Here is a 26,307-nt window from a genome sequence, read left to right on the forward strand (position 1 = left end):
GCGGAGCCGTGTCCAGGGCGATGTCAGGACGCCCTGAGCGCGCGATCAACCAGGGCGATGAGATTCTCTGTGCCGCTGCGGGTGCCGACCTGCCCCGCGGCAGCCTGCATGGCCGCGAGTTGCTGCTGATCCTTCATGACCGGCAGCACGAGGCGACGCACCGCATCGCCGTCGAAGGTGGCGTCGTCGAGGAGACGGGCAGCCCCGGCGGCCACGGCCGATGCCGCGTTCAGTCGCTGCTCGCCGTTGCCCACCGAGTACGGCACGTACAACGCAGGAATCCCCAGCGCGCTGATCTCGCTCACGGTGGCGGCGCCGGATCTCGAGACGATGAGGTCGGCCAGGGCGAACGCGAGATCCATCCGGTCGACATAGCGACGCATCGCGTAACCGGGCACCTCGGGGTCCGCGAGATCGCTTCGCTCGCCCGTGACGTGCAGCAGCTGCCACCCTGCGGCCAGGATGTCGCCCCACGAGTCGGCGATGGCCTCGTTCAGCCGTTGAGCGCCGAGGGAGCCGCCGAAGACGAGAAGAACTGGGCGAGCAGGGTCGAGCCCGAAGCTCGCGGCGGCTTCGTCGCGAAGAGCCGCGCGGTCGAGCTCGATGACCTCTCGTCGCAGCGGCATGCCCACCACCTCGCCGCCTCGCAGGGGTGTGCCCGCGAAGGCCACTCCCGTGGCAGCGGCCCGACGCGCACCGAGCACGTTCGCGAGGCCCGGCTTCGCGTTGGCCTCATGCACGACGAAGGGCACGCCCTCACGGCGCGCCGCGACGTAGGCGGGGGCGGAGGCGTAGCCCCCGAATCCGACGACGACGTCGACGCCATGAGCGCGGATGTGATCGCGCACCTGAGCGATCGCTCGGCGGAACCGGGCCGGGAACATGGCGGCCTGCCTGTCGGGACGCCGAGGGAACGGGACCTTGTCCACGACGAGCAGCTCATAGCCCCTGGCCGGGACGAGACGGGACTCGAGCCCCTCGGCCGTTCCCAGCACCAGGACGGCGGCCTCCGCGTCGCGGGCGCGCAGCGCGTCGGCGACGGCGAGCAGGGGGTTCACATGACCGGCGGTTCCACCGCCGGCGAGAAGGTACGTGGTCACCGTGTGACCTTACCCCGCCCTGCTGAAGCGGCTCGTCCAGCCGAACGTGCCTCGGCGACGGGGATGGTGCGCGCGAAGGAAAGCAGCACTCCGCAGGCGATGAGAACAGCCAGCAGCGCCGTGCCGCCCTGCGACATGAAGGGCAGCGGAACGCCCATGACGGGGAACAGCCCGATCACGACACCGATGTTGAAGACGGCCTGACCGGTGATCCACACGGTGATGCCGCCGGCCGCGACGCGGATGAACGGGTCTGCCGTCTTGCGGATGATGTGGAAGGCGCCGACGGTGAAGAGTGTGAACAGGGCCAGCACGACGATGCAGCCGATCAGGCCCAGTTCCTCACCGACGATCGCGAAGATGAAGTCGTTGCCGGCGGCGGGGAGCCAGCCGTACTTCTCCTGCGAGTTGCCGAGGCCCACCCCGAAGATGCCGCCCGAGGCCATGCCCCAGATCCCGTGGATCGACTGATAGCAGTCGCCCGTGTAGGCCGTCATGTCGGAGCACGTCGCGGTGATGCGCCGCATGCGGTCGGGACTGGTGACGGCGAGGGCGACGACGGCGACGACTCCGAGAAGCACCGGCAGGATGAACAGCCGGAGCTTCACGCCGGAGAAGAAGAGGCAGCCGAGCAGGATGATGACGAGCACCATCGCGGTGCCGAGGTCCTTGCCCGCGATGACCGTTCCGATCGCCAGCGCACCGACGGGCACCACCGGGATGAAGACCTGGTGCCAGGTGCCGAGCATGGTCTGCTTGCGCAGCAGGACGTAGCCGATCCACAGCGCGAGGGCGAGCTTGAGGAACTCGGAGGGCTGCAGGGTGAACCCTGCGATCATGATCCAGTTGCGGTTTCCACCGTCCTCGATGCCGAGCGGCGTGAAGACGAGGAGCTGCAGTGCGATGGCGCCGAACAGTGCCGGCCACGCCATGCGCTTGAGGAAAGCGATCGGAAGTCGTGAGATCAGGAACATCAGCGGCACGCCGAGGACGGCGAAGATCCCCTGACGCAGAGCGCCGTCCATCGGGTTCTCCCCGTTGGACACGGCGGTTGCGCTCGTCGCCGAGAGCACCATCACGAGACCGAAGATGGTCAGCATCAGCGCGGCCGATGCGATCATCAGGAATTCGGTCGAGACCGGAGTGAAACGACGACCGAGCGACACTCTGGCGGCGAGGCCGCCCGAGCCGGTGCTGCTCGGGTCAGAGCGGTGGGGGCGTTCGACCTGTGTCATCGGCGCTCCCCCGGTCTATCCAGTCCTGCACCGCTTCGGCGAAGCGGTGTCCTCGATCCGCATAGCTGGAGAACTGATCGAAGGACGCCGCTGCGGGGGCCAGCAGGACTGTGCCCTCGTCTTCGACGATCCCCGCGGCGATCTCCACCACGCGACTCATGACCTGACCAGTCTCGCCAGCATCCACCTCGAACACCGGAACCTGCGGCGCGTGTCGCTCGAATGCCGCGACGACGGCGGCGCGCTCGACTCCGATGACCACGGCTGCACGGGCGGTCGCCCCGACCGTCGCGACCAGGTCGGCGATGTCGACGCCCTTGAGGTCACCACCGACGACCCAGACCGCACCGGGGTAGGCGCGGAGCGACGAGGCGGCCGCATGGGGGTTGGTCGCCTTGGAGTCGTCCACCCAGGTGACGCCGCGGTGTCGGGCGATGATCTGAATCCGATGCTCGTCGAGTCGGAAGGACTGCAGAGCGGAGTGGATGGCCTCGGGCTCGACTCCCAACGAGCGGGCGAGTGCACTCGCCGCCAGGATGTTCTGCACGATGTGCGGCGCGGCGAGACCTGCTTCCTGGAGGTCCGCGACGGTCGTGATCTCGAGCGCGCTTCGTGCCCGGTCGTCCAGGAATGCGCGATCGACGATCAGCCCCTCCACCACACCGATGTCGCTCGGACCGGGGATGCCGAGATCGAAGCCGATCGCGCGCGCCCCATCGACGACCTCGGCCTCCTCGACCATGATCCTGGTCGCTTCGTCCGCCTTGTTGTAGACGCAGGCGACGCGGGTGTTGCGGTAGACGAGTGCTTTCGCGTCGCGGTACGCCTGCGCGCTCCCGTGCCACACCAGGTGGTCGTCCGCGAGGTTCAGGCACACCGAGGCATGCGGATACAGCTCGCCTTCGGCCTGGGACAGCCCGAGGTACCAGAGTTGATGACTCGAGAGTTCGACGACGAGAGCATCGAAGCCCGCCGGGTCGCGCACCGCATCGAGCACCGGCACTCCGATGTTGCCGCAGGGTGCTGCACGCAGCCCCCCTTCGACCAGCAGCGAGGCGGTCAGCTGCGTCGTGGTGGTCTTGCCGTTGGTGCCCGTGATGAGCACCCAGTCGGCCGGAGTGCCATCCGGGCGCGGCACCTTGTCACGCACGCGCCACGCGAGCTCGACGTCGCCCCAGAGCGCGATGCCGGATTCCTGTGCCCAGCGGATCACGGGGTGCGACGGAGCGAACCCGGGAGACGCGATGACGACCTCCGGCGCGAATTCCGTCAGGGCCTCTGGAACCTGATCGAGAGGACCGAGCTCGAGTCGGGCACCGATCACCGGCAGGAGCCTGGCGTACTCCTCCTCGGCCGATTCGGCCAGCACGAGCACGTCCGCGCCGAGTTCGGTGAGCGTGTCGGCCACCGAGAACCCGGTCATCGAGAGCCCGAGAACGGCGACGCGCAGGTCAGACCAGTCGGCGTTCCAGCTCGTGAGCGTCGCGAGCCTGGTCTCAGTCGACACGCGTCAGCCACTCCACGTAGAACAGACCGACCGCCGAGATGGCGAGGAGTCCGGCGATGATCCACATCCGGACCACGATCGTCACCTCTGACCATCCACGCATCTCGAGATGATGGTGGAACGGACTCATCAGGAACAGTCGCTTTCCGCGGGTGATCTTGAAGTACGCGCGCTGGAGGATCACAGACCCGGAGGCGAGGACGAAGACGCCGGCGATCACGAGAAGCAGAAGCTCGGTGCGGGTGAGGATCGCCATCGCGGTGATGACGCCTCCGATCGCCATGGAGCCGACATCGCCCATGAACACCTTCGCCTTGGGAGCGTTCCACCAGAGGAAGCCGATCAGGCTCGCGGCGAACGACGCGGCGATGATCGCCAGGCTGAACGGATCGCGGACCTCGTAGCATCCGCCCAGCGCTGCGGTCTCGACTCCCTCGCCGACGCACGACTGCTTGAACTGCCAGAACGCGATCAGGCTGTAGGCACCGACGACGATGACCCCGGCGCCCGCGGCGAGACCGTCGAGTCCATCGGTGAGGTTGACGCTGTTCGACGTCGCGACGCCGATGACGGAGATCCACAGCAGATACAGCGCCCACCCGAGGATCGCGGTGAAGGCGAAGAGGTTCAACCAGGGGATGTCGCGGAAGAGCGAGATCGAACCGGATGCCGGGGTCTGATCGAACGCATTCGGGAAGTTCAGGGCGACGATGCCGAACGGGATGATCACGACGAGCTGACCGATGATCTTGCGCCAGCCCGAGAGTCCGAGGCTGCGCTGGCTGCGCACCTTCATGTAGTCGTCGATGAAGCCGACGGCTCCGAAGCCCACCATCAGCCAGATGACGAGAAGTGCGGACAGCGCGGGGGTGCCCCCGCCGACGTACGTGCCGGTGAAGTAGCCGACCATGGTGCCGACGATGAAGATGAAGCCGCCCATGGTGGGCGTTCCGCGCTTCGCCTCGTGGTTCGGGTTCTCGATCGCCTCGGGCGTGCGGATGACCTGGCCCCAGCCCCACTTCCGGAAGAGCCGGAGGAAGACGGGAGTCAGAAAGAGTGTGAAGGCGAGCGAGATGGCAGCCGCCATGATGAGAGATCTCACGAGAACAATTCTCCCAGACGATCGCCGAGGTGCCGGAGGCCCACGGAATTGGAGGACTTCACGAGCACGCGGTCGCCGTCTCGGAGTTCGGTGCGCAGGTAGTCGAACGCTGCGTCCTGGTCGGGGAAGAAGATGGCCTCGCTGTCCCAGGAGCCTTCGCCGATGGCCGAGATGTAGAGCCTGCGGGCCTCGGGGCCCACGACGACGATCCGCTGGATGTTCAGCCGGACGGCCAGCAGTCCGATCCGGTCGTGCTCCTCGCCGGCGGTCTCACCGAGCTCGCTCATGGCGCCGAGCACCGCGACCGTCCGCTCCCCCGGGCCGGTGATCTGGGCGAGAGTGCGCAGCGCCGCCGACATGGAGTCGGGGCTGGCGTTGTAGGCATCGTTGATGATCCGCACCCGGTCGCTGCCCATGGGCTGCATCCGCCAGCGCTCCGCGATCTCGACCGTCTCGAGACGCGCGATGGCGTCAGACGCCGACACGCCCAGAACCCCCGCTGCTGCGATGGCCGCAAGCGCGTTGCCGATGTGGTGCGCGCCGAGCACCCGCAGGCGAAGGGGCAGGCTCTGCCCCGCCGCTTCGATGATGCACGAGGTGCCGGACGCGGTGACCTCGAGGTCGTGGGCCTGCACGTCCGCCGCGGTGCTCTGCCCGAAGCTGACGACCTGCATTCCCCGCGACCGCGCCAGCTCGCCCATGGCGGCCACACGGGAGTCGTCGATGTTGAGCACAGCGGTGCCTTCGGGCCTCGCAGCGGCCACGAGCTCGGACTTGGCCTTGGCCGTCGCCTCGATGCCGCCGAAACCGCCGGCGTGAGCCATGCCGACCATCAGCACCACCGCGATGTCGGGCTCGACGAGTCCGGCGAGGCGGGCGATGCTCCCCGGCGCATCCGCACCGAACTCGCTGACGAGGAAGCGTGTGTCGTATGTGACGCGCAGCATGGTGACCGGCGCGCCGACCTCGTTGTTGTACGAGTTGATGGGTGCGACGGTCTCGCCCTCGTCGGCGAGGATGCGGGCGAGGAAGTTCTTGGTCGTCGTCTTGCCGTTCGACCCGGTGATCCCGACGATCTTGAGGTCGCCCGCTGCGCGCACGCGCGCGACGACCTCCCGTGCGAGGTCGGCGAGGGCGACGATGACGTCGGGAACGATGATCTGCGTGATCTCGTCATCGACTGCGTGCTCGACGATCGCGAGCGCAGCACCGGCGGCCAGCGCCGAGCCGACGAATCGATGTCCGTCGGTCTCTGCTCCCGGCTTCGCGACGAAGACGGATCCGGGCACCATGTTTCGCGAGTCGGTGTCGACCACACCGTCGACGACGGTGTCGGCGGTCGAAGAACCGGCGAGGCGGAGATCACCCCCGACGACAGCGGCGATCTCGGCAAGCGACAGGGCGATCATGACGTCTCCAGGCGCGGCAGGGCGCCGTCTATTCGAACTTCGGAAGCAGTGCGTCCATCGGGCTGGAGGACGGCATCACGCGGTAGGTCTTCATGGTCTGGGTCATCGCCTTCTGGAAGGCCGAGGCGGTAGCAGCAGACGATGTAACTCTAGTCGGCTCATCGAGAGTCACCACCACGACGTACTGCGGATCGTCGACCGGAGCGAAGCCCACCATGCTCGTGTAGTACACGCCGGACTTGTATCCGCCCTTGCCGTCGGGGATCTGTGCGGTACCGGTCTTGCTCGTCACGCGGTAGCCGGGGACCTGGATCCGGTCGGCGTTGCCGCCCTGTACGGCGACGTTCTCGAGCATCCGCGTCAGGTCGGCGGCGGTCTCGGGCTTGACGATCTGCTCCGGCTCGGGCGCCTGGGGGGTGACCACCGTGCCGTCGGGTGCCGTGCAGGACTCGACCAGTGAGAGGCCGATCTTCTGGCCGCCGTTGGCGATCGCCTGGTAGGCGCCGGCGAGCTGGGGAGCGGTCACCGTGAAGTACTGACCGAACGTGGTCGTGTACAGCGACTGGTTGTCCCACTCGCTCGTGGGGTGGATCTCACCGGACGTCTCGCTGGGGAAACCGACCGTGGTCTCTCCCACTCCGAAACGCTCGAGATAGTCGTGCCGGACGTCCGGGCTCACCATCGTGCCGAACTTCGACAGCGCGACGTTCGAGGAGTCGATGAGCGCGCCGGCGAGGGTGTACTGGAAGGTGGGGTGGACGAACGCGTCGTTGATCACGGCGCCGTTCTCGAACTTCTCGTGCGAGGACGCCGAGACGGTCGGACTCGTCATGGTCACGCCGGCGTTCTCCATGACGGCTGCAGCGGTCACCGCCTTGAAGGTCGACCCCGGCTCGAACGGGTAGGTGAAGAGCTTGCTGGTCCAGGTCTCCGGCGACGAGGCGTCGAGATCGTTGGGGTCCATGGTCGGCCATTCTGCGGCCGCGCGGATCTTTCCGGTGCCGACCTCGACCACGGTGACCGTGCCGCCCTTGGCGCCCTGGGCCTGCGCCTCCTCGGCGATCATCTGCTGCATGTACCACTGCAGATCGCTGTTGATCGTCAGCTGCACGGTGCCGCCGTCGACGGCATCCACCCTGCTCTCGCTGCCGGGGATGACGACGTTGTTCTTGCCGGTGCGGTACGACTCCTCGCCGTCTGTGGGAGCGAGGCACTTCTCGTCCATCTTCTCGACGCCGGCCTGCGCGGTACCGGTGCCGTCGAGGTACCCGAGGAGGTTTCCTGCGACCGCTCCGTTCGGGTAGACCCTGACCTCGCGCGGCTTCATGACGAGGTACGACGACACCTTGAGTTCCCGCAGTTCGATGTACTTCTCGGTGCTGAGGCCCTTGACCAGCGGCAGGTACTGCGAGTCGGGGTCCTCCGCGAGCTTCGCCGCGACCTCTGCCCGCAGCTCGTCTGCGTCCAGGCCCATGATCTCGGCGATGCGGGTCGACGCCTCGGCCCACGGCAGCTTCGGAGGGTTCTTGTCGTCCTCCTCCAGCAGCCGGATGACCTGAGGGCTGAGCTGCGCGTCGTAGACCAGGACGCTCTCGGCGAGCACCGATCCGTCGCTGTCGACCACTGATCCCCGCTCGCCCGGGATCGAGGTGCGGTGGGCGATGAACTCGAGCGACTGGGCGACGTGCTCGTCGGCCTTGACCACCTGGATGTCGACGAGACGCACGACGAACGCGGCCAGGATCGCCAGGATCACCGCGAGCGCGACGACCGTGCGTCGCCGCGGCGTGCGGGTTGCTCGTGTCGTCATGGACTCTCTCCGTCAGGTCTCGGTGGTGGGCGGATTCGGCTAGCGGGTGCTCGGGCTCGGAAGCCCATCGGTGATCGCGGGCGGAAGCTCCTGCGCGGGGTGACCCGTCGTCCCTTCTGGGACGGCGTCGTCTGCCGTCGAGGCGTTGACCGGCACGTCGTTCAGCAGGGAGTTGCTCACTGCCCCCGCGCCGTTCGGATCGATCGTCGATGAGCCGGTCGCACCGGTTCCCTGACCGAACACGGCGCCGTCGCTCAGTCGCAGGTAGGACGGAGCCCCTGCCACGACCATGCCGAGGGATGCGGCGCTGGTGGCGAGCGACTGAGGCGAGCTCATCCCGGTGAGGTCCTCCTGCAGGGCGCTGGCGTGCAGGTCCAGCTCGTGCTGCTGCGCCGACAGACCAGCCAGCACGAACGAGTCCTGCGTGATCGCCAGGGAGAGTCCGATCTGCACGGCTCCGATGATCATGGCCCCGGCCAGTGCCGCGAGCGCGTAGGCGAGCTTCGGCTTGCGGCGGACCGGGGTGCCGGTCACCGGCTCGAGGCGTCGGCGAGGAGCGCGCTCGGGGGCTCCCGGCAGTGCGCTGGGCTTCCGTACTGCGACGTTCAGGCTCATGAGCTCTCCCGCACTTTCTCTGCGGCACGCAGTCTGACCGGAATCGCGCGGGGGTTGCGCGCGCGCTCGTCGTCGTCGGCGAGCTCCGCTCCCTTGGTGATGATGCGGAAGCGGGGCGCATGCTCCGGCAGTTCGACGGGCAGACCCCGGGGTGCTGTGGAGGCGGCGCCGGCGGCGAAGGCCTGCTTCACGAGTCGATCCTCGAGAGACTGGTACGACATGACCACGATGCGCCCGCCGACGGCGAGAGCGTCCATGGCAGACGGGATCGCGTCCGCCAGCACGTTGAGCTCGGCGTTCACCTCGATGCGCAGGGCCTGGAAGACGCGCTTGGCAGGGTGCCCGGCACGCTGAGCCGCCGCGGGCGTGGCCGCTTGGAGGATCTCGACGAGTTCACCGGATCGGGTGATCGGCTGCTTCTCGCGTGCGGCGATGATGAACCGCGCGTACCGACCGGCGAGCTTCTCCTCGCCGTAGCGCTCGAAGATGCGACGCAGGTTGCCCTCGTTGTAGGTCGCGATGACCTCGGCGGCCGTGACGCCCTTCGTCTGATCCATGCGCATGTCGAGCGGGGCGTCCTTGGAGTACGCGAAGCCGCGCTCCGCCTCGTCGAGCTGCAGAGACGAGACGCCGAGATCGAAGAGGATGCCGGCCGCGCCCTGGGCGTGAAGCCCGATCTCGTCGTAGACGGTGTGCACGAGTGTGATCCGGTCCTTGAAGCGGGCGAGCCGCTCCCCCGCGATGCGCAGGGCGTCGGTGTCACGGTCGAGTCCGACGAGACGGATGTGGGGGAACCGCTCGAGCAGCGCCTCGGAGTGACCGCCCATGCCGAGGGTGGCATCGACGAGCACTGCTCCGTCGGCCTGAAGGGCGGGAGCGAGGAGCTCGACGCAGCGGTCGAGCAGAACGGGGGTGTGGATGTCGCGGAGGTTCATGATCTCTCTCGGGTGACCTCTGTATGTCGGTGACCAGGGCCCTGATCCCCCTCCGCTTCACGACCCGGCACCGGGGAAGTGTGTCGGGGCAGGAGCGGCGGGGCATCACAGCCGTGGTCAGAAGAGTCCCGGAATCACCTCCTGCTCGAGATCGGAGTAGGTCTCCTCGCCGGCTGCGAGGTAGTTGTTCCAGCTCTCGGCATCCCAGATCTCGGCGTGGGCGCCGACTCCGGTGACGATGAGTTCCTTCTGCAAGCCCGCGTACTGACGGAGATGCACGGGGATGGTGATGCGGTTCTGGCTGTCTGGCATCTCCGCACTCGCACCGGAGAGGAACAGGCGCATGAAGTCACGCGCCTGCTTGTTCGCGAGCGGCGCCTGACGGATCCGTTCGTGCATCGCCTCGAACTCGGCCGTGCTGAAGACGTAGAGGCAGCGTTCCTGCCCTCTGGTGACGACGATGCCGCCACCGAGGTCTTCGCGGAACTTCGCGGGAAGGATGACCCGTCCCTTGTCGTCCAACTTCGGAGAATGCGTTCCCAGCAACATCAGCCATCACCCCCTCTCCGTCCGGCCAACTCGAGGTGCACCCCACTTTACTCCACTTTCCTCCACAAACCTACGGTCAATCCGCAGCCAGGGGCTGCGAGAGCGTCAGTGCGCGCAAAAAAACCGCGAGATCACGCGGCTTCTCAGAGTGGAGGGAGGTGGAGCGCCAGTGGAGGACCAGCGCGGGGTCGGTACGCCGACGTCCACCCCCACAGCTCACCGTGGATTCAGCGCCCGAACACGACGAAGGCCCGGATGCTCAGAGCATCCGGGCCTTCGAGGAAGTGGTGGGGTCAGTTGCCGTCTTGGCGGCGATCCCATCGATCGTTCATGCGATCCATGAAGGATGCCGAACTGCGCTGCTTGGGTGCGCGCTCGCGAGGTACTGCAGAGAGGGGCTTGCGAACGGGGGTCACGGCGATCATGACGCCCCCGAGCATGGCGGCGAATCCGATGACGCCGACCACGACGCCCCAGACATCTCCGAGCACGACTCCGACGATCAGTCCGCCTACCCCGGCGAGGAGCAGAAGAGCTCCGTAGACGAGGTTGCGGTAGCTGAGAGCTCGATCGCCTGACGGCGCACTGACGACATCGGCGTCGTTGTGGAGGAGATGGCGTTCCATCTCATCGAGCAGACGCTGCTCCTGTTCGGAGAGTGGCATTTCGTCCCCCTCGGGTATTCGTCCGTCCATTCTACGCGCGGTATGCCGCTGCGGGCTAGCAGTAAGGGCCTCCGTTGGCTTTACGTATGCTGGGAGTCGTGCCGACCCCCTCCTTCGTCTCCGACGCCGTCGCCGCACGCCTGCGGCTGTTCCTCGACCGGATGCGGGGCGAGTCCGCCGACTACGGCGCTGATGCCGAGGGTCTGATCGATTCGGCCGCCGACACTCTCGTGGGCGGCAAGCGACTGCGCGCCCGTTTCTGTCATGCAGGCTGGCAGGCCGTCGCACGCTTCGGCGATCGCGACGCCGAGGAGTCCGCGGCCCTCTGGGATGTCTGCGCAGCTCTGGAGATCTTCCAGTCCGCGGCGCTTGTGCACGACGACCTGATCGACAACTCCGATACTCGGCGCGGCCGGCCGGCCGCTCACCGCGCCCTGGAGAGCGCCCATGTCGGCGCAGGGTGGCGCGGGGACCCGGCGGCGTTCGGTCGCTCGTCAGCGATCCTCCTCGGCGACCTGCTGGTGGCCTGGAGCGACGACCTTCTCGAGGACGCGATCGAACCGCTCCCCCATGCCGCGGCGGTTCGACGAGAGTACGGCCGCATGCGCCGAGATGTCACCGTCGGCCAGTTCCTCGACATCGCCGAGGAGTCCGCCTGGAGCGTCCACGCCACCGACTCGCACGTCGAGCGCGCCCTGCGGGTGGTCTCGTTCAAGTCCGCGCGGTACAGCATCGAGCAGCCGCTGGTTCTCGGCGCGGCGATAGCAGATGCCGACGACGACCAGCTCCTGGCCCTCCGGCGGTTCGGTCATCCGGTCGGGATGGCGTTTCAGCTTCGCGACGACCTGCTCGGCGTCTACGGCGATGCCGCGGTCACAGGCAAGCCGGCGGGCGACGACCTGCGCGAGGGCAAGCGCACGGTGCTCGTCGCCCTCACGAGGCAGACGCTCGACACGTCGGCCCGCAACCTGTTCGATGAGATGCTCGGCGATCCCGAGCTCACGGCAGAGCAGGTCGCGTTCCTGCAGGCGACCATCACTGCATCCGGCGCTCTCGAGCGCGTGGAGCGGATGATCGAGGATTACGCACGGGAAGCCGATCGGGCGCTCTCCGGAGCGCGACTCGACAATGCGGCTGTCGGCGACCTCCGGGATCTCGCACGCGCGGCGACGGTGCGATCGGCCTGAGGTCTGGGGGCCGACTGCGAGCGGTGGCGTCCGGTCGGTTCAGGCGAGGGTTCGGGCGACCCTGCGGACGGCGCTCTTGTGCCCGGCGAGAAGCGCGTCGATCGGCGAGCGACCCAGTTCGTCGTCGGGAGCGAGAAGCCAGTCGATGACCTCGTCATCGGTGAAGCCTGCGTCCTGCAGGACAATGATGGTGCCGCGCAGCGAAGACAGCGGGTGGTCGTCGACGATGAACACCGAGGGAACCGCGAACACGCCGGAGCGACGCGATCCGATGAGGTAATGCTCGTCGATCAGCCGACGCACGCGGCCCAGCGTCTCATCGAGCACATCGACGAGGTCCGGCATGGTCAGCCACTCGGTGGCGGTGACGCCGGAGGTGTTCACAGCGTTCTCGGACGCGGCCCCGGACTGCGGGGTTTCGGAGGGGTTGTTTTCAGACGACACAGACACCTTGCAACTATCTCACCTCTGAGAGCCGACCGCATTTCCCGCAGGATCGCGACCTCGAGTCACATTCGCATCGTCAGCATCATCAGTCACTTCTGTTGACTTCCGTATACATACGTGCCACCGTGGGCGGACGTCGAACAAGGGAGAGCACCTTGACAACGCATGCTGTCGCGCGACGGACGCGCTATATCCAGCTCGGGGTACCTGCCGCCGTGCTGGGCACCCTGTCGGCGGCGATCGCCGCCACACCCGTCTCTGCGGATGCCGTCTCCTCGCCGATCGAACGGCTCCAGTCCGCACCGACCCGCATCGCGTCGGCCGAAGCGCCGCCCGCCTCGTACACCGTGCAGCCGGGTGACACGATCTCCTCCATCGCGAACCGCTTCGGGCTGCGGACAGTCGACGTGCTCGGCTGGAACGGACTCGGCTGGCGCTCGGTCATCTACCCGGGGCAGACCCTGTCGTTGACCGCGGGAGCCGCCCCCGCGGCGCCCACCGCGGCCACGGCGCCCGCCCAGACGAGCTCGACTGCGACCCACACCGTCGCTGCCGGCGACACCGTGTTCAGCATCGCGCAGCGGCACGGCACGAGCGTCGACGCCGTGCTCGCCGCGAACGGCCTCACCAGGGAATCCGTCATCTATCCCGGCCAGCAGCTCGCGCTCACCGGCGCTCCGGCGCCCGCTCCGGCCCCGGTCCCGACGACCGCACCCGCTCCCGCTCCCGTGGCGGCCGGCGGCCAGACGCACGCCGTTGCGGCAGGCGACACGCTGTTCGCGATCGCGAAGAAGTACGGCACGACCGTTGCACAGCTCTATGCACTGAACGGCTTGAGCTCTGGGGCGATCATCTACCCCGGTCAGAGCCTGACCGTCGCCGCCGCGCCGGTCGCCGCTCCGTCGCCTGCGCCTGCTGCGGTCGCCACCACGCCCCCGGCGCAGCTGTTCGCGACCCTCGATGCCGAACAGGCCGGCAACGCCTCGACCATCATCCGCGTCGGGCGCGAGCTCGGCGTGCCCGACCGTGCCATCGCGATCGCCCTCGCCACTGCGATGGTCGAGTCGAGCATGCGCAATCTGCCGTCGGGCGACCGCGACTCGCTCGGCCTCTTCCAGCAGCGCCCCAGCATGGGCTGGGGCACCCCCGAGCAGGCGGTCGACCCCGACCGCAGCACGCGGGTGTTCTACGGCGGCTCCGCAGACCCGAACGGACAGGCCTCCCGCGGACTTCTCGACATCCCCGGCTGGGAAGCCCTGCGCTTCACGGATGCCGCGCAGACCGTGCAGATCTCGGCATATCCCGAGCGATACGGCCAGTGGGAGACCCAGGCATATCAGTGGCTCGGCATCCACGGCTGACCGCCCTCCGAGCAAACCCGCAGGTGCAAGGGGCGAGCCGCTCCCCGGGCTTTCAGGCAGTTCTCCATAGAATCTTGACGTGACGACCAATCAGCAGGCCGACCCCCTCATCGGGCGGCTTGTCGACGGTCGATACCGTGTGCGGGCCCGGATCGCGCGTGGAGGCATGGCCACTGTCTATGTCGCCACCGATCTCCGACTCGAGCGACGCATCGCTCTGAAGGTCATGCATGCGCATCTCAGCGACGACTCCGCCTTCCAGAGCAGGTTCATCCAAGAGGCGCGCGCAGCGGCACGGCTGGCCGACCCGCATGTCGTCAACGTGTTCGATCAGGGCCAGGACGGCGAACTCGCCTACCTGGTGATGGAGTACCTCCCGGGCATCACGCTGCGCGAGCTGCTGCGCGAGCAGAAGCGGCTCACGATCCCGCAGACGATCACGATCATGGATGCCGTCCTCGCCGGACTCTCGGCAGCGCATCGGGCCGGGATCGTCCACCGCGATGTGAAGCCCGAGAACGTGCTGCTGGCCGAAGACGGCCGCATCAAGATCGGCGACTTCGGTCTCGCCCGTGCGACGACCGCGAACACGGCCACCGGCCAGCAGCTGCTCGGCACCATCGCCTACCTGGCACCCGAGCTCGTCACCCGCGGCACGGCAGACGCCAGGAGCGACATCTACGCGCTCGGCATCATGCTCTACGAGATGCTCGTCGGCGAACAGCCCTACAAGGGCGAGCAGCCCATGCAGATCGCGTTCCAGCACGCCACCGAGTCGGTGCCTCGGCCGAGCGTTCGAAACCCCGGCGTGCCCGAGCAGCTCGATGAGCTCGTGCTCTGGGCGACGGAGAAGTCGCCGGACGAGCGTCCTGACGACGCCGGTCAGATGCTGGAGCGTCTGCGTGAGATCGAGCGTGGTCTGGGCATCGCTCCCGCGGTCGCCGCTGCAACGGCCTCTCAGCGCTCGCAGGCGGACTCCGCTGACCTCACCAAGGTCATGCCGAGCACGATGGTCATCGCCGACCCCACCGCCCCGGTGCAGGCCGCCGTCGACAACGCGACCCTCCTGCGGCGTCGTTCGTCTCGACGCCGCGCCCGTGGCGCGTTTCTGCTGACGCTGGTGCTGCTTCTCGCGACGGTGGCCGGCGGTGTCGGGTGGTGGTTCGGATCCGGCCCAGGGTCCCTCGTCGCCGTCCCCGGAGTCGCCGGGCTGTCGTACGACGATGCCGCCTCGGCGTTGACCGCCGAGGGCTTCGTGCCCGTGCGCGGCGAGGAGAGCTCCATAGATGTCCCAGCCGGCGAGACCATCCGGTCGGACCCCGATGAGGGCGAGCGACTCGACAAGGGCACCGAGGTCACCGTCTTCGTCTCCTCGGGTCCCGCGTCGCACACGGCGGAGACCCTCAACGGCAAGACCGAGCAGGAGGCCCGCGATTACCTCGCGGACATCAAGGTCAACGTCACCGAGACTCCCCTGCTGCTCTTCTCCGATGCCGAAGCGGGTCGGGTGATCAACGCCTTCGTGACGCCTCGCGCAGGTGGCGAGGTGTACGCGTGCGCCGAGGGCTGCGAGCTGCTCGAGGACGACACCGTCGAACTCTACGTCTCGGCCGGCGCCTTCCCGGATGTCGCGGGGATGAGCGTGGACCAGGCGACGAACACGCTCCGCGACAAGGGCGTCGAGGTCAACCCCGATTCGCAGTTCGTCTTCAGCGATTCTGTCGCGAAGGACATCGTCATCGGGGTCACCGACCGTGCTGAGGAGGGAAATCGGCGCCCGGGAGACACCGTCCAGCTGATCGTCTCCAAAGGACCCGAGCTGTTCCCGGTGCCGGATGTCGAGGGAATGAGCCGGGATGAGGCGGCCAGGACGATCCGCGATGCCGGCTTCGAACCGACGTGGAACGGCATCTGGAACGCGTTCCCCAACGACTTCACAGAGGTCACAGGGTCGGATCCGGGCGCAGGTTCTCAGCGCGCCAAGGGCACGGAGATCACCCTGCAGATCCGCAGCAGCGCGTTCTAGGGCGAAACCCGTCCGAACCCCAGTCTTCCGCTCCCCTGTGGTGCGTGCTCACCGCTGACAGAGAGACGGCCCTCTCCGTGTGCCAAGGGGCCGTCTCTCTGTGAGGCTCGTCGGTCAGCGCTTCTCGAGCTCTTCCGCCACGAGGAACGCCAGTTCCAGCGACTGCATGTGGTTGAGGCGAGGATCGCAGAGGCTCTCGTAGCGGGTCGCCAGTGCAGCCTCGTCGATGTGCTCGGATCCTCCGAGGCACTCGGTGACGTCGTCGCCGGTGAGCTCGACATGGATTCCGCCGGGGAACGTCCCGACCGCGCGGTGCGCCTCGAAGAAGCCACGCACCTCGTCGACCACATCGTCGAAGCGACGCGTCTTGTAGCCGGTGGGGGTCGTGATTCCGTTGCCGTGCATCGGGTCGGTGACCCACAGCGGCTGCGCGCCCGAATCGCGGACGGCCTCGAGCAGCGGCGGCAGGGCGTCGCGGATCTTGCCCGCACCCATGCGCGTGATGAACGTCAGACGCCCCGGTTCGCGGTTCGGGTCGAGCTTGTCGATCAGTGCGAGAGCGGTCTCCGGCGTCGTGGTCGGACCGAGCTTGACGCCGATGGGGTTGCGGATCTTGGAGAAGTAGTCGACGTGCGCACCGTCGAGCTCGCGCGTGCGCTCACCGATCCACAGGAAGTGCGCCGAGGTGTTGAAGGGGGTGTCCGTGCGCGAATCGATGCGGGTCATCGGGCGCTCGTAGTCCATCAGCAGGCCCTCGTGGCCCGTGAAAAACTCGACGCGGGTGAGCTCGTCGAAGTCGGCTCCGGCCGCCTCCATGAACTTGATGGCCCGGTCGATCTCGGCTGCCATGCGCTCGTAGCGCTGGTTGGCCGGGTTCTGCGCGAAGCCCTTGTTCCACGAGTGCACCTCGCGCAGGTCGGCGAAGCCACCCTGGGTGAACGCGCGGATCAGGTTCAGCGTCGACGCAGCGGTGTGGTAGCCCTGAAGCAGACGACCCGGATCGGCTCGCCGAGACGCCTCGGTGAAGTCGTAGCCGTTCACGATGTCGCCACGGTATGCGGGAAGCGTCACGTCGCCGCGGGTCTCGGTGTCGCTCGACCGCGGCTTGGCGAACTGGCCTGCCATGCGACCCATCTTCACGATGGGCATCGACGCGCCATACGTGAGCACGACCGCCATCTGCAGGACGGTCTTGATGCGGTTGCGGATCTGATCGGCGGTGGCGCCCGCGAACGTCTCTGCGCAGTCGCCGCCCTGAAGGAGGAACGCCTTGCCGGACGCTGCGCGCGCGAGACGATCGCGGAGGTTGTCGACCTCACCTGCGAACACCAGGGGCGGAAGCGTCGAGATCTGCGCGGAGACCTCGGAGACACGCTCGGCGTCGAGCCACTGGGGCTGCTGCTTGATCGGGAGCGAACGCCACGCATCAAGCGCGTCGATGTGGTGCTGGAGCATGGTGTCCAGCCTAGTGCTCGCTGCGAAGTCGGGATGCCTCAGGAGCGCTGTGTGACGCGGGCGGGAAGCCTGTCCTTCACGCTCGACGCGTACACATCGTCGTACTGCTGCTCACCCAGTCGCTGGAGTGCCACCATGATCTCGTCTGTGACGGACCGCAGGATGTAGCGGTCGTTCTCCATACCCGCGTACCGGGAGAAGTCCAGGGGTTCGCCGATGACGATCCCGACCCTCACCACTCGCGGCAGACGCTGCCCGATCGGCATCGCAGTGTCGGTGTCGACCATGATCACGGGAACCACGGGGACCTTCGCCTCCATGGCCATCCGCGCGATCCCGGTGCGACCTCGATAGAGCCTTCCGTCAGGGCTTCGCGTTCCTTCGGGATAGATGCCGAGCAGGTCCCCGCGGCCGAGCACCTGCAGACCGGTGTTCAGAGAGGCCTCCGAGGCCTTGCCACCCGAGCGGTCGATCGGGATCTGCCCTGTGGCCTTCATGAAGAACTTGGTGGCCCAGCCTTTGAGCCCGCGTCCGGTGAAGTAGTCGCTCTTCGCGAGGAACGACATGGGGCGATCGATCATCAGCGGAAGGAAGATCGAGTCGGCGAACGACAGGTGGTTGCTGGCGAGGATCGCGGCACCGTTGGCCGGAATGTTCGCGCGCCCGACCACCCATGGTCGGAATATCGCTTTGACCACAGGGCCGATCGCCACGTACTTCATCAGCCAGTAGAACATCGAGGTGAAGTCTAGCGCCGCGATCGGCATCCGCCAGCGCCATGTCCCGATGACCCGGGATTGGCGACTGAGTCCCACTAGCGGTGCGACCGAGTCCCATGCTCTAGACTCTTGTGCAACCAGTGCCCGACCGGTACCGAAGGAGCTGCCGTGGTCCAGTTTGAAGTCCCCGCCGTCGTCCCCGCCGATCCCGAGGGGAACATCTCAGACCTCCTGGCGAAGCGCGTGAAGGCGACGCCGGATCGTCCTCTGTTCTCCGTGCCCGAAGGCGAGGGCTGGCGCGACATCACCGCAGCCGACTTCGAGACCGCCGTGATCGCACTGGCCAAGGGCTTCGTCGCCGCCGGCATCCAGCCGGGTGAGAAGGTGGGCTTCCTCGCCCGCACGACCTATGACTGGACCCTCGTCGACTTCGCCCTGTTCTATGCGGGCGCCGTCATGGTGCCGATCTACGAGACCAGCTCGCCCTCGCAGATCCAGTGGATCCTCGAGGACTCCGGCGCCATCGCACTCGTGCTCGAGTCGCCCGAGCACTTCGCACGCCTCGATGAGGTGCGCGGCGACCTCCCGCTGCTCCGCGAAGTCTGGCAGCTGCACCTCGGGGCGATCGACTCGCTGACCGCTCGAGGAGCGTCCGTGCCTGACGCCGAGATCGAGCGCCTGCGCAGCATCGCTGTCGGCTCCGACATCGCCACTCTCATCTACACCTCAGGCTCCACCGGTCGTCCGAAGGGCTGCGTTCTCACGCACAGCAACTTCGTAGAGCTGTGCCGCAACTCCGCCAAGGCGCTGGATGCCGTCGTGCAGACCCCCGGTGCGTCCACACTGCTGTTCATCACCACCGCCCATGTCTTCGCCCGGTTCATCTCGATCCTCAACATCCACGCCGGAGTCCGCACCGGACACCAGCCCGACACCCGGCAGCTTCTGCCGGCCCTCGGATCGTTCAAGCCGACCTTCCTGCTGGCTGTCCCCCGCGTGTTCGAGAAGGTCTACAACTCGGCGGAACAGAAGGCCGAAGCCGGTGGCAAGGGCAAGATCTTCCGCGCTGCCGCCGACGTCGCGATCCAGCACTCGAAGCTGCTCGAAGAGGGAAAGAGCGTCCCGTTCGGGACGCGGCTCAAGTTCGCACTGTTCAACAAGCTCGTGTACAGCAAGCTGCGCGAAGCGATGGGCGGCAACGTCGTCTACGCCGTGTCGGGTTCGGCTCCCCTCGGTGCGCGACTCGGCCACTTCTTCCACAGCCTCGGCGTGGTGATCCTCGAGGGCTACGGCCTCACCGAGACGACCGCTCCCGCGACCGTGAACCTCGCGGACAAGTCGAAGATCGGCACCGTCGGCCCGGCGCTCCCCGGAGTGGGCGTGCGGCTCGCTGACGATGGCGAGATCGAGGTGCGAGGCGTCAACGTCTTCAAGGAGTACTGGAACAACCCTGCGGCCACCGCCGACGCGTTCAGTGAGGGCGGCTGGTTCCGCACCGGCGACATCGGCAGCTTCGACTCCGAGGGGTTCCTCACCATCACCGGTCGCAAGAAGGAGATCATCGTGACGGCCGGCGGCAAGAACGTCGCTCCCGCCGCCCTCGAAGACCCGATCCGTGCGAACCCGATCATCGGACAGGTCGTCGTCGTCGGAGACCAGCGTCCCTTCATCTCGGCTCTCATCACCCTCGACCCCGAGATGCTGCCGACCTGGCTCGCCAATGCCGGGCTCCCCAAGGAGATGTCGCTCGTGGAGGCCTCGAAGAACGACGCGGTCCGAGCAGAGATCCAGAAGGCTGTGGATGCCGCCAACGCCCGGGTGTCCCGCGCCGAGTCCATCCGCAAGTTCACGGTGCTCGACAGCGAGTGGACCGAGGCGTCGGGTCATCTCACGCCCAAGATGTCGATCAAGCGCAACGTGATCATGAGCGACTTCGCCGATGAGATCGCCGCCATCTACGACGAGCCCGTCACCACCACGAACGTCGCCCTCGGCGGCTGACCCCCCCCGACCCGAGATACGAGAAAGGCCCCGCCGCGGCGGGGCCTTTCTCGTATCCGTCCGAAGTTCAGAACCAGGCGCTCTCTCGGACCTCGCGCATCGCACGCTTGCGCGTCTCGGCATCGAGTCTCGTCAGGTAGAGCCTGCCGTCGAGGTGATCCGTCTCGTGCTGGAGCGCCTGCGCCATCAGGCCGCTTCCTTCCAGCACCACAGGCTCGCCATCGAGGTCGATGCCCTCGACCCTGGCCCACGGGTGACGCAGCGCGTCATGCCAGAGCCCGGGCACGGACAGACAGCCTTCCCCCGTCGGCACAGCCTCTCCACGAACCTCGGTCAGGACGGGATTGAGCACATAGCCGATGTCGCCGTCGATGTTGTAGCTGAAGGCGCGGAGCGCGACACCGATCTGCGGAGCGGCGACGCCGGCGCGCCCCGGCAGCTCGACGGTGTCGATCAGGTCGGCGACGAGCGCTCGAACGCCGTCGTCGACGGCGTCGATCGGTGCGCAGACCGTACGAAGCACGGGGTCTCCGAAGACCCGGATCTCACGCACCGCCATCAGTCGACCTTCGCTCGCAGGCCCTCGACGAGCAGCGCAGCGAGCTCGCGCGCTGCCACTCGGGTCTCCGGCTGCAGGTTGGCGAAGACGATGGTCCCGCCTCCCGCGATCTGCGCGTCGTACGGCATCCGCACGACATGCTTGGCGCGCGTGCGGAAATGAGCCTCGAGTTCGTTGAGACGCACGAGCGGAGCACCGGGAGTCGACTGGTTCAGCACCACGACGGCCTCACGCGCCTGCTCTGCGTATCCGTTGCTCTCGAGCCAGGTGAGCGTCTCCGACGCCAGGCGCGCCTCGTCGACGCTCAGCCCCGAGACGATCACGATCTGATCGGCGAGATCGAGCGTGGCCGACATCACCGAGTGCACGATGCCCGTGCCTGTGTCTGTGAGCACGAGCGAGTAATAGTGTGCGGCGACACCGGCCACATCCCGGTAGTCGCTGTCGCTGAAGGCTTCTGCGATCCGCGGGTCGGAATCCGACGCGAGCACGTCGAGGCGGGTGGCGTCCCGCGCGACGATCGCGGAGATGTCGTGATATCCCCTGACCTCGTCATGGATCCGGACGAGATCGCGCACGGACTTGTTGTGGTGCGGGCGGACCACACGCTCTGCGAGGGTGCCGCGATCGGGGTTGGCATCGACCGCGATCACGCGATCGTCACGGGCGTCGGCGAGAGCCATACCCAGCAGAGCGGTGATCGTCGTCTTGCCGACCCCGCCCTTGCGGGACAGCACCGGAACGAATCGCGCGCCGCCGACGATCGGTGCGGCGATCCTGGCGCTCAGCGCTTTGCGCTCACGGGCGCGGCGTCCGTCTCCGATGTTGATCCGACGTCCGGAGATCGTATAGAGGAAGTGGCTCCAGGCACCCTCGGGCTCTGGCTTGGTGATGCGGTGCGGGTCGAGAAGACGATCTGCGGTGAGCAGGTCGGCGCTCTCGCGAGAGGAGTCGCCGAGGGCGTCCAGACGCTTCGCGGACAGCTGCACGTCGGTGCGGCCCGATCGGGTCGCCGGGGTCGCGGCCCGTCGGGGCTTCTCAGCGTTCATGACCGAGCTCTCCTTCTTGGCGAGTGATGCTGCTGCCGACGATCTCCGTGAGCTGGGCGCGGCGTCGATATCGGCTTTCGCCCTGGCGATGAACGCCGCGGCCGCGGCGGCCTCCGCTGCGACCGCGTCACCGGGCGCTGCCGAAGCGGTGGCAGCGGAAGCGGTGGCAGCGGAAGCGGTGGCGCCGACGGCTGTCACGGGTGCCGTCCTCGGAGCACGTTCGCGGGTGCGCGCCGGCTCGGGTTCAGGTTCCGGCTCCGGCTCCGGCTCCGGCGCCGGCGCCGGCTCAGGCTCAGGCTCAGGCTCAGGCTCAGGCTCAGGCTCAGGCTCCGGATCGGGCTCCGGCTCCGGCTCCGGCTCAGGCTCAGGCTCAGGCTCCATCGCGAGGTCAGGCTCCATCGCGAGGTCGGGCTCGGAGAACGCTTCCGCCTCGGGCGCCGGCTCCGGCTCCATCGCGAGGTCAGGCTCGGAGGATGCTTCCGGCTCAGACTCGATCACGAGGTCGGGCTCGGAAGACGCTTCCGCCTCGAGGGCCGGCTCCGGCTCCATCGCGAAGTCAGGCTCGGAGGATGCTTCCGGTTCGGGCTCGGCTTCCAGACCCGGTTCGGCTTCCAGACCCGGCTCGATCTCGAAGTCGAGGTCGGCCTCAGGCTCCGCCTCGAAGTCAGGCTCCGGCTCAGACTCCGGCTCGATTTCGGGCTCGGGCTCGGGTTCGGGCTCCTGAACCGCGTCGGACTCGGGTTCGGTCGCCCCGGTCCGATCCTCGTCCGCAACAGGCTCCGGCGGCAGCTCGATGATCATCGGAGCAGCGCCGAGCGGTGCCGGTGAGATCTCTGCAGCGGCCTTCGCCGCGGCGACCGGCTCGTCGATGATCAGGTCGGCGACGACCTCGCCCTCGACGACGCCATCGTCCTCCAGGTCGTCATCGTCGTCCTTCGGGAGCACGACGCTCACCTGCGCCGTGTTGCCGAGTATGCCGATGGCCGAGGTATCCAGAGACGTAGCGTCGTCCAGCACCCCTCTGGACTCGTCGTCCGGGTTGTCTGCAACGTTCTTCGGGGTCACTGTGTCACTCCAAGCTTGTGCGGGCCTCGGGTGCGTTGCGTCGAACGCGGCCTCGCCCGCACAAGATTAGTGCGCCGGGCGGATGACGACCAAAAGATCTCCGGCTTCGACCTGCTGCGTCGCGCCGATCGCGAGTCTCTCCACCACGCCGTCGACGGGGGCGGCGATGGCCGCTTCCATCTTCATGGCTTCGATGGATGCGACCGGTTCACCGGCGCGCACCGAGTCACCGACGTCCGCTTTCAGGGTCACGACTCCCGAGAACGGCGCGGCCACCTGACCGGGCACCGATGTGTCAGCCTTCTCGATCTCGTGGACGTCGACCGCCACCGATCTGTCGCGCACGAACACGGGCCGCAGCTGACCGTTGAGGGTCGTCATGACGGTGCGCATGCCCTTGTCGTCTGCATCTCCGATGGCTTCGAGACCCACGTACAGCTGGACGCCGCGATCGATCTCGACGACGTGCTCCTGGCCTTGCACGAGACCGTAGAGGTAGTCCGCGGTGTCGAGCACCGAGAGATCACCGAACAGTTCCCGTCTCTCGGTGAACTCGCGCATGGGTGCAGGAAACAGCAGCGTGTTCAGCCGCGCACGACGGGTCGCGCTGTCGCCCGCCAACGCTGCCTCGTCGTCGGCGGAGATCTCCGTCATGCCGATGCGCACGGCACGCCCTGCCAGCACCTTCGTGCGGAAGGGCTCCGGCCATCCGCCCGGCAGATCGCCGAGCTCGCCCGCCATGAAACCGACGACGGAGTCGGGCACGTCGTACTTCTCGGGGTTCGCCTCGAAGTCAGCAGGATCGGCCTTGACCGCGGCCAGGTGCAGAGCAAGATCGCCGACCACCTTCGACGACGGCGTCACCTTCGGAACACGACCGAGGATTCGATCGGCCGCAGCGTACATGTCCTCGATCAGCTCGAAGTCGTCTGCGAGCCCGAGCGCCTTCGCCTGCTGACGGAGGTTCGACAGCTGACCGCCCGGGATCTCGTGGTGGTAGACCCGCCCGGTGGGGCCGGGAAGTCCGGACTCGAACGGAGCGTACATCCGGCGGACCGCCTCCCAATACGGCTCGAGATCCGAGACGCTGTCGAGGGAGATGCCGCTGTCACGATCCGTATGCGCGAGCGCAGCGACGAGCGATGAGAGAGAAGGCTGGCTGGTCGTGCCGGAGAGCGGAGCGGATGCCGCGTCGACCGCATCCACCCCTGCATCGCTCGCAGCGAGCAGTGTGGCGAGCTGGCCACCGGGGGTGTCGTGCGTGTGCAGGTGCACGGGCAGGTCGAAGCGCTCGCGCAGCGCCGCGACGAGCTTCGCGGCCGCCGCGGGTCGCAGCAGTCCCGCCATGTCCTTGATCGCGATGATGTGCGCCCCCGCATCGACGATCTGGGCCGCGAGGTTCAGGTAGTAGTCGAGCGTGTAGAGATCCTCGGCCGGGTTCAGAAGGTCACCGGTGTAGCAGAGCGCCACCTCGGCGACCGCGGTGCCCGTGTTGCGAACAGCCTCGATCGCCGGTCGCATCTGCTCGACGTCGTTGAGCGCATCGAAGATCCTGAAGATGTCGACGCCGCTTGCCGCCGCCTCCCGCACGAACGCCTCTGTGACGGCCGTCGGGTAGGGCGTGTAGCCCACGGTGTTGCGTCCACGCAGGAGCATCTGGATCGCGACGTTCGGAAGCGCCGCCCGCAGCTTGTCGAGACGCTCCCAGGGGTCTTCCCCGAGGAAGCGCAGTGCGACGTCGTACGTCGCCCCTCCCCAGGCCTCGACCGAGAGCAGCTCAGGCGTCAACCGGGCGATGTGCGGTGCGGCTGCGACGAGATCCTTCGTGCGCACGCGCGTCGCGAGCAGCGACTGGTGCGCATCGCGGAAGGTCGTGTCGGTGATCGCGAGAGCGCTCTGCGCGCGCAGGCTCTGGGCGAAGCCTTCCGGGCCCAGCTCGAGCAGACGCTGTCGCGAACCGGCGACCGGGGTCGAGTCGAGGTCGACGGCCGGGAGCTTGGCAGCCGGGTCCAGCGAACCCGGGTGGACCCCGTGGGGCTTGTTGACCGTGACGTCGACCAGCCAGTTCAGAATCCGAGTGCCGCGGTCCTTCGACTCGCGGCCGCGGAGGAGATCCGGGCGCTCGTCGATGAACGACGTGCTCACGTCGCCGGCGATGAACGCCTCATCCTCGAGCAGGGCCTGCAGGAACGGGATGTTGGTCGAGACGCCGCGAATGCGGAACTCCGCCAGCGCCCGCCGAGCGCGTGCCACCGCCGCCGGGTAGTCCCGCCCGCGGCAGGTCAGCTTGGCGAGCATCGAATCGAAGTGCGGGCTGATCTGCGCACCCTGATGCACGGTGCCGCCGTCGAGACGGATGCCCGCACCTCCCGGGGAGCGGTAGGTGGTGATCTTGCCCGTGTCGGGCCGGAACCCCTGAGTCGGGTCCTCCGTGGTGATGCGGCACTGCAGCGCCGCTCCGCGCACCTGCAGATTGTGCTGTTCGAGTCCGAGTTCGGCGAGGGTCTGGCCTGCGGCGATGCGCATCTGGCTCTGCACGAGATCGACGTCGGTCACCTCCTCGGTGACGGTGTGCTCGACCTGGATGCGCGGGTTCATCTCGATGAAGACGACCTCGCCGGTGCGCTCCCCCGCGGTCTCGAGCAGGAACTCGACCGTTCCCGCGTTCTCGTATCCGATGGATCGCGCGAACGCGACCGCGTACCCGTGCAGCGCGGTGCGGATGCCATCGTCGAGATTCGGGGCCGGGGCGATCTCGACGACCTTCTGATGACGTCGCTGCACCGAGCAGTCGCGTTCGAAGAGGTGGACGGTCTCGCCGGTCTTGTCCGCGAGGATCTGCACCTCGATGTGCCGGGGACGGATGACGGCCTGCTCCAGGAACATCCGCGGGTCGCCGAAGGCGCTCTCCGCTTCGCGCATCGCCTCTGCCAGTGCCGGCGCGAGCTCCGCCGCAGACTCGACCCGGCGCATGCCACGACCGCCACCACCGGCGACGGCCTTGGCGAACAGCGGGAAGCCGATGTCCGATGCCTGGGCCACGAGCGCGTCGACGTCATCGGAGGCCTCGGTCGAGCGGAGCACGGGAACCCCGGCCTCGATCGCGTGGCGCTTGGCCTCGACCTTGTTGCCTGCCATCTCGAGCACCTTCGAGGGCGGACCGATGAAGACGATGCCGTTCGCGGCAGCCTTCTCGGCCAGTTCGGGATTCTCGGACAGGAAGCCGTAGCCGGGGTAGATCGCGTCCGCTCCCGCATCCTTCGCGACGCGGATGATCTCGTCGACGTTCAGGTATGCGCGGACGGGATGACCGCGCTCGCCGATCTCGTAGGCCTCGTCCGCCTTGAGCCGGTGGACGGAGCCGCGGTCCTCATGCGGGAAGACGGCGACTGTTCTCGCCCCGACCTCGAATGCCGCACGGAAGGCACGGATCGCGATCTCGCCGCGGTTCGCCACAAGGATCTTCTGGAACATGCACACCTCTGGAAGCTCGATGCGCACTTCTAATCGG

20 protein-coding genes are annotated in these 26,307 nt (G+C 67.6%); 4 read left to right on the forward strand and 16 right to left on the reverse strand.

What is annotated here, in order from left to right:
- Positions 1-23: 23 nt before the first annotated feature.
- The 10 genes from RU09_RS05775 to RU09_RS05820 form a co-directional block, all read right to left on the reverse strand.
- Positions 24-1,100 carry a UDP-N-acetylglucosamine--N-acetylmuramyl-(pentapeptide) pyrophosphoryl-undecaprenol N-acetylglucosamine transferase gene (locus RU09_RS05775; protein ID WP_042538437.1) on the reverse strand — a complete coding sequence of 359 codons (1,077 nt, stop codon included), beginning with the start codon at positions 1,098-1,100 and terminating at the stop codon, positions 24-26.
- Positions 1,097-2,335, reverse strand: a complete 1,239-nt coding sequence (ftsW, locus tag RU09_RS05780; protein WP_042538439.1) for a putative lipid II flippase FtsW — start codon at positions 2,333-2,335, stop codon at positions 1,097-1,099. The genes RU09_RS05775 and ftsW overlap by 4 nt, the downstream gene beginning before the upstream one ends.
- On the reverse strand, positions 2,304-3,842 hold the full coding sequence (gene murD / locus RU09_RS05785; RefSeq protein WP_042538441.1) for a UDP-N-acetylmuramoyl-L-alanine--D-glutamate ligase: 1,539 nt from the start codon (positions 3,840-3,842) through the stop codon (positions 2,304-2,306). Before murD ends, ftsW begins: the two co-directional genes overlap by 32 nt.
- Positions 3,832-4,944 carry a phospho-N-acetylmuramoyl-pentapeptide-transferase gene (gene mraY / locus RU09_RS05790; RefSeq protein ID WP_042538444.1) on the reverse strand — a complete coding sequence of 371 codons (1,113 nt, stop codon included), beginning with the start codon at positions 4,942-4,944 and terminating at the stop codon, positions 3,832-3,834. The genes murD and mraY overlap by 11 nt, the downstream gene beginning before the upstream one ends.
- On the reverse strand, positions 4,941-6,353 hold the full coding sequence (locus RU09_RS05795; RefSeq protein ID WP_042538446.1) for a UDP-N-acetylmuramoyl-tripeptide--D-alanyl-D-alanine ligase: 1,413 nt from the start codon (positions 6,351-6,353) through the stop codon (positions 4,941-4,943). Before RU09_RS05795 ends, mraY begins: the two co-directional genes overlap by 4 nt.
- A gap of 28 nt (positions 6,354-6,381) precedes the next feature.
- A complete protein-coding gene (locus tag RU09_RS05800; protein WP_042538448.1) occupies positions 6,382-8,163 on the reverse strand; it encodes a peptidoglycan D,D-transpeptidase FtsI family protein in 1,782 nt (593 codons plus the stop codon).
- 39 nt (positions 8,164-8,202) lie between these two features.
- Positions 8,203-8,778 (reverse strand): hypothetical protein, encoded by a 576-nt coding sequence (locus tag RU09_RS05805; protein WP_042538450.1) that lies wholly within the window; start codon positions 8,776-8,778, stop codon positions 8,203-8,205.
- The gene (gene rsmH, locus RU09_RS05810; RefSeq protein WP_042538452.1) at positions 8,775-9,713 is read right to left on the reverse strand and encodes a 16S rRNA (cytosine(1402)-N(4))-methyltransferase RsmH; all 939 of its coding nucleotides are present in this window, start codon (positions 9,711-9,713) and stop codon (positions 8,775-8,777) included. The genes RU09_RS05805 and rsmH overlap by 4 nt, the downstream gene beginning before the upstream one ends.
- A gap of 117 nt (positions 9,714-9,830) precedes the next feature.
- Positions 9,831-10,262: a division/cell wall cluster transcriptional repressor MraZ gene (mraZ, locus tag RU09_RS05815; protein WP_042538455.1), complete on the reverse strand. Its 432-nt coding sequence runs from the start codon at positions 10,260-10,262 to the stop codon at positions 9,831-9,833.
- Between the two features lie 293 nt (positions 10,263-10,555).
- Positions 10,556-10,927 carry a DUF3040 domain-containing protein gene (locus tag RU09_RS05820; protein WP_042538457.1) on the reverse strand — a complete coding sequence of 124 codons (372 nt, stop codon included), beginning with the start codon at positions 10,925-10,927 and terminating at the stop codon, positions 10,556-10,558.
- A 161-nt stretch (positions 10,928-11,088) separates the two neighbouring features.
- Here RU09_RS05820 and RU09_RS05825 point away from each other — a divergent pair, with 161 nt between their 5' ends.
- Positions 11,089-12,114, forward strand: coding sequence for a polyprenyl synthetase family protein (locus tag RU09_RS05825; RefSeq protein WP_442922280.1), 1,026 nt, complete (start codon positions 11,089-11,091; stop codon positions 12,112-12,114).
- Between the two features lie 39 nt (positions 12,115-12,153).
- On the opposite strand, the gene RU09_RS05830 is transcribed toward RU09_RS05825, so the two are convergent.
- Entirely contained in the window at positions 12,154-12,498 is a 345-nt protein-coding gene (locus tag RU09_RS05830) for an Rv2175c family DNA-binding protein (RefSeq protein WP_331451978.1), read from the reverse strand.
- Positions 12,499-12,716: 218 nt separating this feature from the next.
- Here RU09_RS05830 and RU09_RS05835 point away from each other — a divergent pair, with 218 nt between their 5' ends.
- A complete protein-coding gene (locus RU09_RS05835; RefSeq protein WP_231567475.1) occupies positions 12,717-13,922 on the forward strand; it encodes a LysM peptidoglycan-binding domain-containing protein in 1,206 nt (401 codons plus the stop codon).
- 79 nt (positions 13,923-14,001) lie between these two features.
- On the forward strand, positions 14,002-15,948 hold the full coding sequence (gene pknB / locus RU09_RS05840) for a Stk1 family PASTA domain-containing Ser/Thr kinase (protein ID WP_042538463.1): 1,947 nt from the start codon (positions 14,002-14,004) through the stop codon (positions 15,946-15,948).
- Between the two features lie 114 nt (positions 15,949-16,062).
- Here the strand turns inward: pknB and RU09_RS05845 are convergent, their stop codons facing one another.
- Entirely contained in the window at positions 16,063-17,403 is a 1,341-nt protein-coding gene (locus RU09_RS05845) for a class II 3-deoxy-7-phosphoheptulonate synthase (protein ID WP_042538465.1), read from the reverse strand.
- A 38-nt stretch (positions 17,404-17,441) separates the two neighbouring features.
- The gene (locus tag RU09_RS05850; protein WP_042538590.1) at positions 17,442-18,140 is read right to left on the reverse strand and encodes a lysophospholipid acyltransferase family protein; all 699 of its coding nucleotides are present in this window, start codon (positions 18,138-18,140) and stop codon (positions 17,442-17,444) included.
- A gap of 150 nt (positions 18,141-18,290) precedes the next feature.
- Between RU09_RS05850 and RU09_RS05855 the strand changes: the two genes are divergently transcribed.
- Entirely contained in the window at positions 18,291-20,123 is a 1,833-nt protein-coding gene (locus tag RU09_RS05855) for an AMP-dependent synthetase/ligase (protein WP_042538467.1), read from the forward strand.
- Between the two features lie 67 nt (positions 20,124-20,190).
- Here RU09_RS05855 and def read toward each other — a convergent pair whose 3' ends face one another.
- The 3 genes from def to RU09_RS05875 all read right to left on the reverse strand — a co-directional run bounded on the left by def (position 20,191) and on the right by RU09_RS05875 (position 26,270).
- Entirely contained in the window at positions 20,191-20,682 is a 492-nt protein-coding gene (gene def / locus RU09_RS05860) for a peptide deformylase (RefSeq protein ID WP_042538469.1), read from the reverse strand.
- Entirely contained in the window at positions 20,682-22,796 is a 2,115-nt protein-coding gene (locus tag RU09_RS05865; protein ID WP_156145874.1) for a nucleotide-binding protein, read from the reverse strand. Before RU09_RS05865 ends, def begins: the two co-directional genes overlap by 1 nt.
- 66 nt (positions 22,797-22,862) lie before the next feature.
- Positions 22,863-26,270, reverse strand: a complete 3,408-nt coding sequence (locus RU09_RS05875) for a pyruvate carboxylase (RefSeq protein ID WP_042538596.1) — start codon at positions 26,268-26,270, stop codon at positions 22,863-22,865.
- Positions 26,271-26,307: the final 37 nt, after the last annotated feature.

It is taken from the genome of Microbacterium sp. MEJ108Y (assembly GCF_000834175.1).
GTDB classification, from domain to species: Bacteria; Actinomycetota; Actinomycetes; order Actinomycetales; family Microbacteriaceae; genus Microbacterium; species Microbacterium forte.